The sequence below is a fragment of the Rugamonas apoptosis genome (assembly GCF_014042355.1).
Lineage (GTDB): Bacteria > Pseudomonadota > Gammaproteobacteria > Burkholderiales > Burkholderiaceae_D > Rugamonas > Rugamonas apoptosis.
The window spans coordinates 311,269-323,970 of record NZ_JACEZU010000005.1; the positions used below are offsets into that span (position 1 = coordinate 311,269).

Sequence of the window (12,702 nt, forward strand, 5' to 3'; positions counted from 1 at the left end):
TCAGGCTCCGCGCTTGCCCGGCAAAGTGCCCATCAGCTTGGCGATAATGCCCAGCATGACTTCGTCCGCACCGCCGCCGATGGAGGTCAGGCGGTAGTCGCGGTACAGGCGCGATGGCAGCGATTCCCACGTGTAGCCCATACCGCCCCAGTATTGCAGGCAGGCGTCCGTCACTTCGCGCGACAGACGGCCCGCTTTCAGCTTACACATGGAAGCCAGCTTGACCACTTCCAGGCTGTCCGGATTGGCGTGGTACAGCGTGCCGGTGCGGTAGATCAGCGCCCGCAGCGCTTCGATTTCCGTTTGCAGCTCGCCCAGGCGGAAGTGGATCACCTGGTTGTCGAGCAGCGGGCCGCCGAACGCCTTACGCTCGCGGGTATAGTCGATGGTGGTCTGCACCAGCTTTTCCAGCCCCTTGACGCACATGGCGGCGCCGAACATACGCTCCTCCTGGAACTGCTGCATCTGCATCTGGAAGCCGGCGCCTTCCTGGCCGATCAGGTAGCGCTGGGGCACACGCACGTCGTCGAAGAACAATTGCGCCGTGTCGGACGACCACATGCCCAGCTTGTCGACCTTCCTGGCGCGCTGCACGCCTGGTGTATTCATGGGCACCACGATCAGCGACTTGTTCTTGTGCGGCGCGCCGTCCGAGGTATTGGCCAGCAGGCAGATCCAGTCCGACTGCATGCCATTGGTGATCCACATCTTGGTGCCGTTGATGATGTAATCGCCGCCATCCTTGCGGGCCGTGGTCTTCACGCCCGACACGTCCGAGCCGGCACCCGGCTCGCTCACGCCGATGGACGCCACCAGTTCGCCGCTGATGGACGGCACCAGGAATTCACGCCGCAGTTCGTCCGAGCCGAAGCGGGCCAGCGCCGGGGTGGCCATGTCGGTCTGCACGCCGATCGCCATCGGCACGCCGCCGCAGTCGATGCGGCCCAACTCCTCCGCGAAAGCGATGGAGTAGCTGTAGTCCAGCCCCATGCCGCCGTATTCGACCGGCTTGGTGATGCCCAGCAGGCCCAATGCGCCCAGCTTCTTGAACAGGGCGCGGGCGGGGAAGATCTTTTCCGCTTCCCACTCGTTCACGTGGGGATTGATTTCCTGGTCGACGAACTTGGCCACGGTCTGGCGCAAATCGGCGTGTTCTCTGCTCTCAAACATGGAACGTCTCCTCAAATTCAATAATGGGACAGCGCTATGGGACAGGATCGATTCGATAGGGTCAAACCAGCACGCCGGCCGGCGGGGTCCAATCTTCGGGCACGAACAGGTCGGCCTGCAGGCCGCCGTCGCCCTCCACCGTGCGGTAGGGGCGCAGGTCCGTCACGCCATGGGAAATCAGCACTTCATCGTCCATGAAGTGGCGGCCGGTCGTGCTGCGCGCCGGCTGGTTCAGGATGTGCCAGGCCGCGTCGGCCATGATCTCGGGCTTGCGGCTGCGCGCCGCGCCGGATGGCGACAGCAGGTTGCGCACCGCCGCCGTGAAGATCATGGTGCGCGGCCACAGCGTGTTAAACGCGATGCCGTCTTCGCGGAATTCCTCTGCCATCGCCATCGCGTACATGCTCATCGCGTACTTGGCCATGGCGTAGGCGGGAAATGGCGCGAACCATGCGGGCACCAGATTGAGCGGAGGCGACATGTTGAGCACATGGGGGTTGTCCGACTCGCGCAAATGGGGCACGCACGCGCGGCTGACCATGTAGGTGCCGCGCGCATTGATGTTATGCATCAAATCGTAGCGCTTGGGATCAAGCGCCAGCGTACGCGCCAGGCTGATGGCCGACGCGTTGTTTACACAGATATCGATACCGCCAAAGCGGTCCACCGTCTGTTCTACGGCGGCGGCTATCTGTTCTTCGTCACGGATATCGCACGCTATCGCCAGCGCGCGTCCGCCTGCCTGTTCAATTTCCTCGGCCGCCGTGTAGATGGTGCCGGGCAGCGTGGGATGGGGTTCCGTGGTCTTGGCCACCACCGCAACATTGGCGCCATCGCGCGCGGCGCGCAATGCCAACGCCAGGCCGATACCGCGCGAGGCGCCGGTGATGAACAGGGTTTTACCTTTCAGGCTCATGACGTTTTCCTCGTGGGTGGCTCAGGGTGGATTAGTGTGAATTAGTGTGAATTAATGGGCGGCCAGCATGGCGCGCGCTTCGGCCGGCGTGGCGATCTCGCGGCCGGCGGCGCGGGCGGTGGCCACCAGCGCCTCGATCAGTTGTCCGTTGCCGCTGGCCTTGGCGCCGTCGGGCAGGTAGAAGGTGTCTTCCAGGCCGGTACGCAAATGGCCGCCCAGTTCCGCGATACGGCGGTGCAGCGGCCATACTTCCTCGCGGCCGATGACGATGCCCTGCCACTGCGCGCCGGACGGGATGTATTTCATCAGCACTTGCAGCAGGTCGGCGTCGGCCGGCATGCCGGAGGCCACGCCCATCACCAGCGATACGTGCAGCGGGTCCCGCAGCAGGCCGGCCGCGCGCAGCATGGCAATCGAGCGCAGAATGCCGACATCGAAGCATTCGCATTCCGGGATCACGCCGTTATCGTGCATCACCTTGAGGAAGGCGGCGATCTTCTCGACCGGGTTATCGAACAGCATGGGCGGCCAGGCCCAGGCGCCGGCCGACGTGGTTTTCAGATAATTGAGGCTGCCCGCGTTCATGGCCGCCATCTCGGGCTTGCAGCGCTCCAGGCAGGCCACCGGCCCGGCGATGTCGCGCCCCACCACGCCGGTGGAAAAATTGAGGATCACGCCGGGGCAGGCTTCGCGGATGGCTTGCGCGATGTGTTCGACCACGTCCGGCTCCCAGGTCGGCAGATGGCCTTTGCCTGGCTGCTGGTTGCGGAAGTGGACGTGCATGATGGAGGCGCCGGCGTTGTAGGCGTCGCGCGCGGAACGGGCCATTTCGTCGGCCGTCACGGGCACTGGATGCTGTTTGGGATCGGTCAGCACGCCCGTCAGGCTGCAGGTCACGATTGCTTTGTTCATCGACTGGCCACTCCTCGCAAATATGCGCAAATACGCACCGATACCTATGCGGCGCCACACGGCACCATCTGCGAACGATAGTACACACGATTAGACAGTGTGTCTAGATTTGTCGTCCATCAATGAAAAGATAGCCGTAAAAACAACACGGGGCCGCATAATGGCGGCCCCGGATGGGTACTGACAGCCCCATGGCGGGGCCGTGTATGCGCTGTTAGCGGCTGTAGAACGTGCGGCCGCTGTCTGCCATCGTCTTCAACAGCGCCGGCGGCGTGTAGCGTTCACCGAATTGACCCGCCAACGCCTCGCACTGGCCGATAAAGGCCGCGATGCCGGTGCTGTGGATATGGCCGATGGTGCCGCCACGGCACGGTGGGAAGCCCCAGCCCAGGATGGCGCCGATGTCGGCATCACGCGCCGTCGTCAACACACCCTCCTCCATGCAGCGCACCGTCTCCACCGCCTGCACGGCGATCAGGCGCTGCACCAGCACGTCCACGTCCGGCTGCTGCGCCGCTGGCGGGAACAGCTCCGCCAGTCCCTGCCACAGCGACTTCTTGCCGCCTTCGGGATAATCGTAGAACCCCTGGCCCGCCTTCTTGCCGATGCGGCCCAGCGCCACGATGCGCTGCGCCACTTCCAGGCCGGGACGGGGACGATACGCGTCTCCTAAATCCGCCGCCGTCTGCTTCTCGATCTTGACCAGCAGTTCGGCCGACACTTCATCCGTCAGCGCCAGCGGGCCAACAGGCATGCCCGCTTGCAGGCCCGCGTTCTCGATCAGTGCCGGACGCACGCCCTCCTTCAGCATCTGCAAGCCTTCCATCACATAGGTCGAGAACACGCGGCTGGTGTAGAAGCCGCGCGCGTCGTTGACCACGATGGGCGTCATGCCGACGGCGGCGATGTAGTCCAGCGAACGGGCCAGCGTGGCGTCGCTGGTGCCTTTGCCAAGGATGACTTCCACCAGCGGCATCTTGTCCACCGGCGAGAAGAAATGCAGGCCGATGAAGTTGGCTGGACGGGCACTCGCTTCAGCCAGGCCGGTGATCGGCAGGGTCGACGTGTTGGAGGCGAAAATCGCGTCCGGCGCCAGCACGGCTTCGCTCTTGCGGGTCACGTCAGCCTTGATGGCGCGGTCCTCGAACACGGCCTCGATCACCATCTCGGCGCCATCCAGCGCCGCGTAGTCGGTGGTGGGCACGATGCGTTCCAGCAGCGCGGCCGCCTTCTCCGGCGTGATCTGGCCACGCGCGGCCTGCTTTTCCAGCAGCTTGCGGCTGTAGTCCTTGCCCCGTTCGGCCGCTTCCTGCGACGTATCGAGCAGCACGGCGGTCATGCCCGCCTTGGCCGTCACATAGGCGATACCGGCGCCCATCATGCCCGCGCCCAGGATGCCAACCCGGCTGTAACGCTGCTTGGGCACGTCGGCTGGACGGGCGGCCAGCTTGTTGGCCTCGTTCATACCGAAGAACAGGCTGCGGATCATGTTCTTGGCCTGCGGGCTCAGGACGGCGTGCACAAAGTAGCGCGCTTCCGTCTTCAAGCCCGTATCGAGGTCGGTGATCAGCCCTTCGTACACGCACGACAGGATGTGCTCCGGCGCCGGGTAGTTACCGTAGGTTTTGGCGCGCAGCATGGCATTGGCGGCCATGATCAACTGCTGCACGGCCGGGCTGTTGATGGCGCCGCCGGGAATCTTGTAGCCTTTCACGTCCCATGGCTGCTGCACGGGGCCGGTCTGCGCCAGCAGCCAGTCGCGCGCCGCCTGCACTTCCGTACCAGCCGCCACCACCGCGTTCAGGATACCCAGCTTGAGGGCGTCGGCCGCTTTCAGGCGCTTCCCTTCCAGCAGCAGCGGCAGCGCGTTCTGCACGCCGATCAAACGCGGCAGGCGCTGGGTGCCGCCGCCGCCCGGCAGCAGGCCAAGCGTCACTTCAGGCAGGCCGAAACGTGCCGACGGCTTGTCGGCCGCCACGCGGTAGTGGCCGCACAGGGCCACTTCCAGGCCGCCACCCAAGGTGGTGCCGGGCAGCGCCATGGCCACCGGCTTGCCGCAGCTTTCCAGCTTGCGCAGGGCTTTATGCAGGTCCGTGGTGCGGGCGAACAGTTCGGGCGCCGCGTCGGCCGATTGCAGCCATTCCAGGTCACCGCCGGCGATGAAGTCCGCCTTGGCCGACGTCATCAGGATCGCCTTGACGGCGGGATCGCTCACCGCGCGCTCGATGGCGGCAAACAGCGCCGCGCAGCTTTCGCCGTTGATGACGTTCTGGCTGCGGCCCGGCATGTTCCAGCTCAGCGTCGCGATGCCCTGGGCGTCGAGTTCAAAATCAATCATGCCGCTCTCCTTAAATCCGTTCAATGATGGTGGCGATGCCCATGCCCGCGCCCACGCACAGGGTGGCGAGGCCGGTGTTCAGGTCGCGCCGTTCCAGTTCGTCGAGCAGGATACCCAGGATCATGGCGCCGGTGGCGCCCAGCGGGTGGCCCATGGCGATCGCGCCGCCGTTCACGTTCATGCGGTCGTGCGGCACGTTCATCACCTGCATGAAGCGCAGCACCACGGCGGCGAATGCCTCGTTCAACTCGAACAGGTCGATGTCGGAGGCCTGCATGCCGGCGCGCTTGAGCGCCTTCTCGGCCGCGTAGCTCGGACCGGTCAGCATGATGGATGGCTCGGAGCCGATGGTGGCGAACGAGCGGATACGGGCGCGCGGCTTGAGGCCGGAACGGGCGCCCGCTTCGGCGCTGCCGAACAGCACGGCGGCCGCACCATCCACGATACCGGAGCTGTTGCCCGCGTGGTGCACGTGGTTGATGCGTTCCATCTCAGGATAGCGCTGGCGGATCACGGAATCGAAGCCGAACTTCTCACCCATGTCGGCGAACGATGGCTTGAGCGCGCCCAGCGATTCGATGCTGGTCTGCGGGCGGATGGTTTCATCGCGGTCCAGCACTAGCAGGCCGTTGATGTCGCGCACGGGCGCGATGGAGCCGGCAAACCAGCCCGCGTCCACGGCGCGCTGAGCGCGGCGGTGGCTTTCCACGGCGTAGGCGTCAACATCGGCGCGCGAGTAGCCCCACAGCGTGGCGATCACGTCGGCCGAAATGCCTTGCGGGACGAAGTAGCCGGGCATGGCGCAGCGCGGGTCCACGGCCCAGGCGCCGCCGTCGGCGCCCATGGGCACGCGCGACATGGCTTCCACGCCGCCGCCGACCGCCATATCGGCCTGGCCGGACATGACCAGCGCGGCCGCCATATTGCACGCTTCCAGGCCCGAGGCGCAGAAGCGGTTGACCTGCACGCCCGACACGCTCTGGTCGTAGCCGGCCGCCAGCGTGGCCACGCGGCCTATGCAGGCCCCCTGCTCGCCCACGGGCGTCACGCAGCCCAGGATCACGTCGTCCACCTGGGCCGTATCGAGTTCGTTACGGTCGCGCAGCGCACGCAGCGCCGTCGCCGCCAGTTCCACCGGCGTGGTGCCGTGCAGCGAGCCGTCCTTCTTGCCTTTGCCGCGCGGGGTGCGCACGGCGTCGTAGATGTACGCTTCCATGTCGTCGGTCCTTGCGGTTGGAAGGTTAAAGGGTGCGGCTGATCAGTTCTTTCATGATCTCATTGGTGCCGCCATAAATGCGCTGCACGCGCGCATCGGCCCAGGCGCGGGCGATCGGGTATTCATGCATGTAGCCGTAGCCACCGAACAGCTGCACGCAGCGGTCCATCACGCTGAATTGCAGGTCGGAGATGTTGTACTTGGCCATGGAGGCCGTTTCCGCATCCAGTTTACCAGCGGCCATCAGCTCCAGGCAGCGGTCCACGAACACCTGCCCGACGGCGATTTCCGTCTTCATCTCGGCCAGCTTGTGGGCCACGGTCTGGAAGTCGCCGATGCTCTTGCCGAAGGCCTTGCGTTCCTTGGTGTAGGCGATGGTCCAGTCCAGCGCGGCCTGGGCGGCGGCGATGCCGGTCACGGCGATCTGCAAACGCTCCCATGGCAGTTCCTTCATCAGGTAATAGAAGCCGCGGCCTTCCTCGCCCAGCAGGTTGCGGGCCGGGACGCGCACATTGTCGAAGAACAGCTCGGAAGTGTCCTGCGCGCTCATGCCCATCTTGTGCAGGCGCTTGCCCTTGCTAAAGCCGGGCATGGTGGTGTCCACCACGAACAGGCTGATGCCCTTGGAGCCGGCCGTCGGGTCGGTCTTGGCCACCACGATCACCAGGTCGCACAGCCAGCCGTTGGTGATGAAGGTCTTGGAGCCGTTCAGGATGTAATCGTCGCCATCGCGCACGGCGGAGGTCTTGATGCCTTGCAGATCGGAGCCGGCGCCCGGTTCCGTCATGGCGATCGCGCCTATCATCTCGCCGCTGGCCATCTTGGGCAGGTAGGTCGATTTCAGGTAGTCGCTGCCGTGGTGCAGGATGTAAGGTGCCACGATTTCCGAGTGCAGGAAGAAGCCCACGCCGGTGGCGCCCACACGCGCCTGTTCCTCCATGTAGACGGCGCTGTACAGCAGGTCCACGCCCGCGCCGCCGTATTGCTCCGGCATGCTGGTGCACAGCATGCCCGATTCACCGGCCTTGTTCCACACGTTGCGGTCCACATGGCCCTGTTCTTCCCAGCGCGCGTGGTGCGGCACGATCTCGCCGTCAATGAAGCGGCGGGCGGCGTCGCGGAACATTTCGTGCTCTTGGTTGTACAGGGTACGTGGGATCATGGGACAGTGTCTCCAGTTAGTTGAGTATGCAAGTATTGTAGGCAGGGCCGCCCACCCCGGCATCGTCGGAAGCGACGAATTGCGCTGGCGCCCCGTAAAACGGTAAGATTGCGGCTCCCGCAACCGACCCACCCCGGCCTTCTCCCATGAACCAAGCCGCCAGCGTCGCGCCCAACCGGCTCGCCGCCAAGCTCAATCCGCCCTCCGCCCCGGCCGCGCAAGTGCTGCGCAAGGCCGTGGCCGGCGCCGTGCGGGCGGCGCAATCGGTGCGGCTGGTGCTGGTGCGGGCGCCGGCCGGCTTCGGCAAGACCACCACCATGCTGCAATGCCGCGCCCAGTTCGAGGCCGACGGCGTGGAAACCCTGTGGCTCACGTTGGACCGGGGCGACAACGACCCGGCCCGCTTCCTGGCCTGCCTGGGCGCGGCCGTGGCCCAGTTGCACGGCGAGCAGGCCGCCGCCGGCGACGGGGCGCTCGACATCATGGAGCGGCTGGCCGCCCATCCCAGCCCGTTCGCCCTGTTTTTCGACGATTTCGAGCATGTGACCGATCCCACGGTGCTGGACCTGGTGCGCGAACTGATCGCCAACCTGCCGCGCCGGGGCCAGCTCGTGATCGGCGCCCGCAGCCGCCCGGACCTGGGCCTGGGCCGGCTGCGCGCGCGCGGCCAGTTGCTGGAGATCGATACCACTCAATTGCGCTTCTCGGCCGACGAGGCGGCCGAATTCATCACCGGCCAGCGCCACATTGCGCTGGGCGAGGCCGACCTGGCGGCCCTGTACCGCAAGACGGAAGGCTGGGCCGCCGCCCTGTGGCTGGCCTCCATGGCGCTGGAACGCCAGGAAGGCCGGGCCGACTTCATCGCCCGCTTCTCCGGTTCCAACGACGCCGTGGCCGACTACCTGGCCGACGACGTGCTGGCCCGCCAGAGCGACACCGTGCGCGACTTCCTGCTGCGCACCGCCATCCTGCGCCACCTGAACGCCTCGCTGTGCGACGCCCTGCTGGGCCGCGACGACAGCGCCCAGTTGCTGGCCGCGCTGGAACAGGCCAACCTGTTCATCCAGCCCATCGAGGGCGAACCTGGCACCTACCGCTACCACAGCCTGTTCGCCGGTTTCCTGCGCCAGCAACTGCGCATCACCATGCCGGGCGAGGAACAGCGCCTGCACCGCGCCGCGTCGGACTGGTATCAGGCCCAGGGCGCCATCGTGCCCGCCATCGACCACGCGCTCGACGGCGGCAAGCTGGAACTGGCGCTGCGGCTGCTGCAACAGCACGCGGAAGCCCTGCTGGAAGAGGGCCGCATGCACCTGCTCACGCGCTGGTTCGGCGCCATTCCGCCCGCCGCGCTGGCCCAGGCGCCCATGCTGGTGGTGGTCAAGACCTGGGCGCTGGCCTTGAGCCGTGGCCCGCGAGAAGCGATGGCCGTGCTGGACGCTTCCGGCTGCGCCGACTCCACCGATCCCGACGTGCGCGCCCACCTGCTGGCCTTGCGCCCGTCGCTGCTAACGATGATGGACCGCATCGAGGAAGCCTGCACGGCCGGCATGGACGCGCTGGCCCAGCTCCCCCTCAGCCGGCCATTCGCGGAAAGTATGGTCATCAACGGCATGGCGCTGATCCTCTGTTCGCTGGGCCAGTACCAGCAGTCGCACCAGATGCTGGACACGGCCCGCCGCAAGCAGGGTGACGGCGCCGGCATCTTCAACCGCATGTATTCGGAATCGATCGAAGGCATCCTGGACCTGGAAGGCGGCCGCCTGCGCCAGGCCAGCGCGCGCTTCCGGCTGGCCGTCAATACCACGCACGCGCCCTCCTACACCCACACCCACGGCAACGCCTTCGCCGGCGTGCTGTATGCGGATGCGCTGTATGAGGCCAACGAACTGCGCACGGCGGCCCACCTGTTCAACGTCTACGTGCCGCTGGCCAAGGACGTGGCGCTGGCCGATCACATGATCATCGGCTACACGCGGCAGGCCCGCATCGCCTTCACCCGCGGCGACATCGACATGATGCTGCAATACCTGAGCGAACTGGAATACACGGGCTACCAGCGACAGTTGCCGCGCGTGGTGGCCAGCGCCAAGCTGGAACGCTCGCGCATGCTGCTCCTGCAGGGCAACCGCGTCGCGGCGCGCGAGGAACTGGAGCGGGCCAACGACACGGCCGTGTGGAGCCGCGTGCGCGGATTGCGCCTGCTGGCGCACGACGTGGAGCAGTTCGACCTGGGACGGCTGCGCTGGGAAGCCCACTTCGGCCCGTCCGCTTCGGCGCTGGAGCAGATCGACGCGGCGCTGGCCGAAGCGGCGTCCGAGGGCCGGGTGCGGCGCCAGCTCAAGCTGCAACTGCTGCGCGCCATCTGCCTCCATCATGGTGGCCAGGGCCAGTCGCGCGTGGCGCAAACGGCCATGTTGCAGGCACTGCGCGAAGCGAGCGGTGAAGGTTTCGTGCGCCTGATCGTGGACGAAGGCCCGGTGGCGGGCTTGCTGGTGCGCCGCGTGCGGGATGGCCTGCGCGCCGACGCGGCGGCCCGGCCCGATCCCCTGTTTGGCGACTATCTGCTGCGCCTGACCCAGGCGTTCCCGCCGGCCGAAGTGGAGACGGAAGCGGAAACGGTCGCCGAAACGGGCGCGGGCGCCGCGTTGGCGGAGCCGTTGACCCAAAAAGAGACACGCATCCTGGCCCTGTTGGCCGACGGCTACTCCAACAGCGCGCTGGCGGAAAAGCTGTTTGTCTCGGACAGTACGGTCCGCACCCACCTGCGCAACATCAACACCAAACTACATGCCCAGAGCCGCACCCAGGCCGTGGCCATCGCACGCAGGCTGGGCATCATCGCCTGAGCGCCCCCCCTGTCCGAAAGTGTGTCCTGGACAATAAACCCGCAGCGAATTTCTTCAGCAAAATCAAAAGAAACATAGATTCTCACCAATTGTCATCACGGATTGATTTGAGATATAGTATTCCCAAGGGAAGCGATTCCCAGCATCGCCAGTTGCGAGCCATAATCTCGCTTGCATAGGCATGCAAGGTGGACTGCCCCAAGCAGCGCGCCAGTTCCCCTCATTCCTTTGCCGTGGTTGTACTCCGGTTTGCCTTAACAGGCCTTCCACCACATCACAACCACCGTTTTCCGTATCGGGAAACCAAATACCACGTACCGTCCGGTTCCGACGTCTGCCTGACCAGGGCAGCATATCGTCTGGCCATTGAATTGGGCCCGTCCGCCACCCGGACCGGCCTGTGAGCCCGCTGTCGCCAACGCAAACAGGAGCATCCGATGCGTAACAATTTACCCGTCACGAATAAAGAGTACGTTTTGAAGGAATCGGAAACCATTGTTTCCAAGACCGATCTGCAAGGCAATATCACCTACGTCAACCAGGATTTCATCACCATCAGCGGTTTCAGCGAAGAGGAACTGCTGGGAGCGCCGCAGAATATCGTGCGCCACCCGGATATGCCGCCCGCGGCGTTCGCCGACCTGTGGTGCACGCTCAAGGCCGGCAAGGCCTGGACCGGCCTGGTCAAGAACCGCTGCAAGAATGGCGACCATTACTGGGTCGAAGCGGGCATGGCGCCCTTGCTGGACCAGGGCCGCATGATCGGCTACACCTCGATCCGCACCAAGCCCAGCCGGGCCAAGGTCGAGGCGGCGGAGCAGGCTTACCGCCAGGTGCGCGAAGGCCGCGAGCCCTTGCTGGTCCATGAGGGCGCCGTCGCGCGGCGCTCCCCCTGGCGCCGGCTGGCCACGCTGGCGGCAAGCCCGCTCAAGACCCAGTTCGCCGTCGCCGGCGGCCTGATGCTGCTGCTGTTCGGCGTCATGTTCTGGACCGCGATGGCGGCCGGCCATGATGCCTTGGCGGCCGGCGCCGGCCTGGGCGTGGCGCTGCTGGTGCTCAGTTGGGTGCTGCTGCAGCGCGGCGTACTGGCGCCGCTCGAACAACTGCGCCATGGACTGAACCAGATGAGTACCGGCGACCTGACCGGCGCCGTGCCCGCCCACGGCGGCAAGGAAGCGATCGACGCCCTGCAGGCGTTGCGCATCCTGCAAATCAACGTCAAGCTGCTGGTCGGGCAGATCAAGGACGCCAGCGCCGTCGTCAACGACGCCGCCGGCGGCCTGTCGGCCGGCAACGCAGACCTGTCCTCGCGCACCGAGTCGCAGGCCGCTTCGCTGGAACAGACGGCGGCCACCATGGACGAACTGACCAGCACCGTGCGCAGCAACGCCGACAACGCACAGGAAGCGACCATCCTGGTCAACTCGGCCGCCAGCGTGGCGGCGGACGGCGGCCATGCCGTGCGCCAGGTGGTGGCCACCATGAGCACCATCCGTGGCCATTCCGGCAGGATGTCCGATATCGTCGGCGTCATCGACGGCATCGCGTTCCAGACCAACATCCTGGCGCTCAATGCAGCGGTGGAAGCGGCCCGCGCCGGCGAACAGGGCCGGGGGTTCGCGGTGGTGGCCAACGAGGTGCGCAACCTGGCCCAGCGCGCCGCCGGCGCGGCCAAGGAAATCAAGGTGCTGATCGGCGATTGCGTGCAGGCGATCGACGAGGGCAATGAGCTGGTGACGGACGCTGGCCGCGTGATGGACGATATCGTGCATTCCGTGACCCGCGCGGCCGGCCTGGTGGGCGATATCAGCGGCGCCAGCAAGGAGCAGAGCGACGGCATCGTGCAGGTCAACCAGGCGATCGGCCATATCGACACCATGACCCAGCAGAACGCGAACGTGGTCAGCCAGGCCGTCGGCACGGCGCAGCGCATGCAGCAGCAGGCATCCCAACTCGCCGTGCTGGTCGACCACTTCCGCCTGACCACCAGCACGGCGCGCGCGCCGGCCATGCATTTGGCCACGCCGCCAGCCCGGCCCGCACCGCGCCAGCCAACGCTGCGGCGCGTCGCCTAGGCGGAATGGCCGGCGGTGGGACGGACCAGACGGTCCGGTGGCGCCGCCGGCGGATGCGCTTACG

Annotated in this window: 8 protein-coding genes; 2 read left to right on the top strand and 6 right to left on the bottom strand. The window is 66.2% G+C overall.

What is annotated here, in order from left to right:
• The 6 genes from H3H39_RS12475 to H3H39_RS12500 all read right to left on the bottom strand — a co-directional run bounded on the left by H3H39_RS12475 (position 1) and on the right by H3H39_RS12500 (position 7,714).
• Positions 1 to 1,170, bottom strand: a complete 1,170-nt coding sequence (locus H3H39_RS12475) for an acyl-CoA dehydrogenase family protein (RefSeq protein ID WP_182153699.1) — start codon at positions 1,168 to 1,170, stop codon at positions 1 to 3.
• Between the two features lie 61 nt (positions 1,171 to 1,231).
• Positions 1,232 to 2,086, bottom strand: a complete 855-nt coding sequence (locus H3H39_RS12480; RefSeq protein WP_182153700.1) for an SDR family oxidoreductase — start codon at positions 2,084 to 2,086, stop codon at positions 1,232 to 1,234.
• Positions 2,087 to 2,137: 51 nt separating this feature from the next.
• The gene (locus tag H3H39_RS12485) at positions 2,138 to 2,998 is read right to left on the bottom strand and encodes a beta-keto acid cleavage family enzyme (RefSeq protein ID WP_182153701.1); all 861 of its coding nucleotides are present in this window, start codon (positions 2,996 to 2,998) and stop codon (positions 2,138 to 2,140) included.
• Between the two features lie 214 nt (positions 2,999 to 3,212).
• The gene (locus H3H39_RS12490) at positions 3,213 to 5,336 is read right to left on the bottom strand and encodes a 3-hydroxyacyl-CoA dehydrogenase NAD-binding domain-containing protein (protein ID WP_182153702.1); all 2,124 of its coding nucleotides are present in this window, start codon (positions 5,334 to 5,336) and stop codon (positions 3,213 to 3,215) included.
• 10 nt (positions 5,337 to 5,346) lie between these two features.
• The gene (locus tag H3H39_RS12495) at positions 5,347 to 6,552 is read right to left on the bottom strand and encodes an acetyl-CoA C-acetyltransferase (RefSeq protein WP_182153703.1); all 1,206 of its coding nucleotides are present in this window, start codon (positions 6,550 to 6,552) and stop codon (positions 5,347 to 5,349) included.
• Positions 6,553 to 6,577: 25 nt separating this feature from the next.
• Positions 6,578 to 7,714: an acyl-CoA dehydrogenase family protein gene (locus H3H39_RS12500; RefSeq protein WP_182153704.1), complete on the bottom strand. Its 1,137-nt coding sequence runs from the start codon at positions 7,712 to 7,714 to the stop codon at positions 6,578 to 6,580.
• Positions 7,715 to 7,860: 146 nt separating this feature from the next.
• Between H3H39_RS12500 and H3H39_RS12505 the strand changes: the two genes are divergently transcribed.
• Positions 7,861 to 10,563 (top strand): winged helix-turn-helix domain-containing protein, encoded by a 2,703-nt coding sequence (locus H3H39_RS12505; RefSeq protein WP_182153705.1) that lies wholly within the window; start codon positions 7,861 to 7,863, stop codon positions 10,561 to 10,563.
• 437 nt (positions 10,564 to 11,000) lie between these two features.
• Positions 11,001 to 12,638 carry a methyl-accepting chemotaxis protein gene (locus H3H39_RS12510; RefSeq protein ID WP_182153706.1) on the top strand — a complete coding sequence of 546 codons (1,638 nt, stop codon included), beginning with the start codon at positions 11,001 to 11,003 and terminating at the stop codon, positions 12,636 to 12,638.
• Positions 12,639 to 12,702 lie beyond the last annotated feature (64 nt).

Excerpts from the sequence above, each read along its gene's own strand:
- H3H39_RS12495 (WP_182153703.1), bottom strand. The coding sequence starts at position 6,552 with ATGGAAGCGTACATCTACGACGCCGTGCGCACCCCGCGCGGCAAAGGC.
- H3H39_RS12475 (WP_182153699.1), bottom strand. The coding sequence starts at position 1,170 with ATGTTTGAGAGCAGAGAACACGCCGATTTGCGCCAGACCGTGGCCAAG.
- H3H39_RS12480 (WP_182153700.1), bottom strand. The coding sequence starts at position 2,086 with ATGAGCCTGAAAGGTAAAACCCTGTTCATCACCGGCGCCTCGCGCGGT.
- H3H39_RS12510 (WP_182153706.1), top strand. The coding sequence starts at position 11,001 with ATGCGTAACAATTTACCCGTCACGAATAAAGAGTACGTTTTGAAGGAA.
- H3H39_RS12490 (WP_182153702.1), bottom strand. The coding sequence starts at position 5,336 with ATGATTGATTTTGAACTCGACGCCCAGGGCATCGCGACGCTGAGCTGG.
- H3H39_RS12505 (WP_182153705.1), top strand. The coding sequence starts at position 7,861 with ATGAACCAAGCCGCCAGCGTCGCGCCCAACCGGCTCGCCGCCAAGCTC.
- H3H39_RS12485 (WP_182153701.1), bottom strand. The coding sequence starts at position 2,998 with ATGAACAAAGCAATCGTGACCTGCAGCCTGACGGGCGTGCTGACCGAT.
- H3H39_RS12500 (WP_182153704.1), bottom strand. The coding sequence starts at position 7,714 with ATGATCCCACGTACCCTGTACAACCAAGAGCACGAAATGTTCCGCGAC.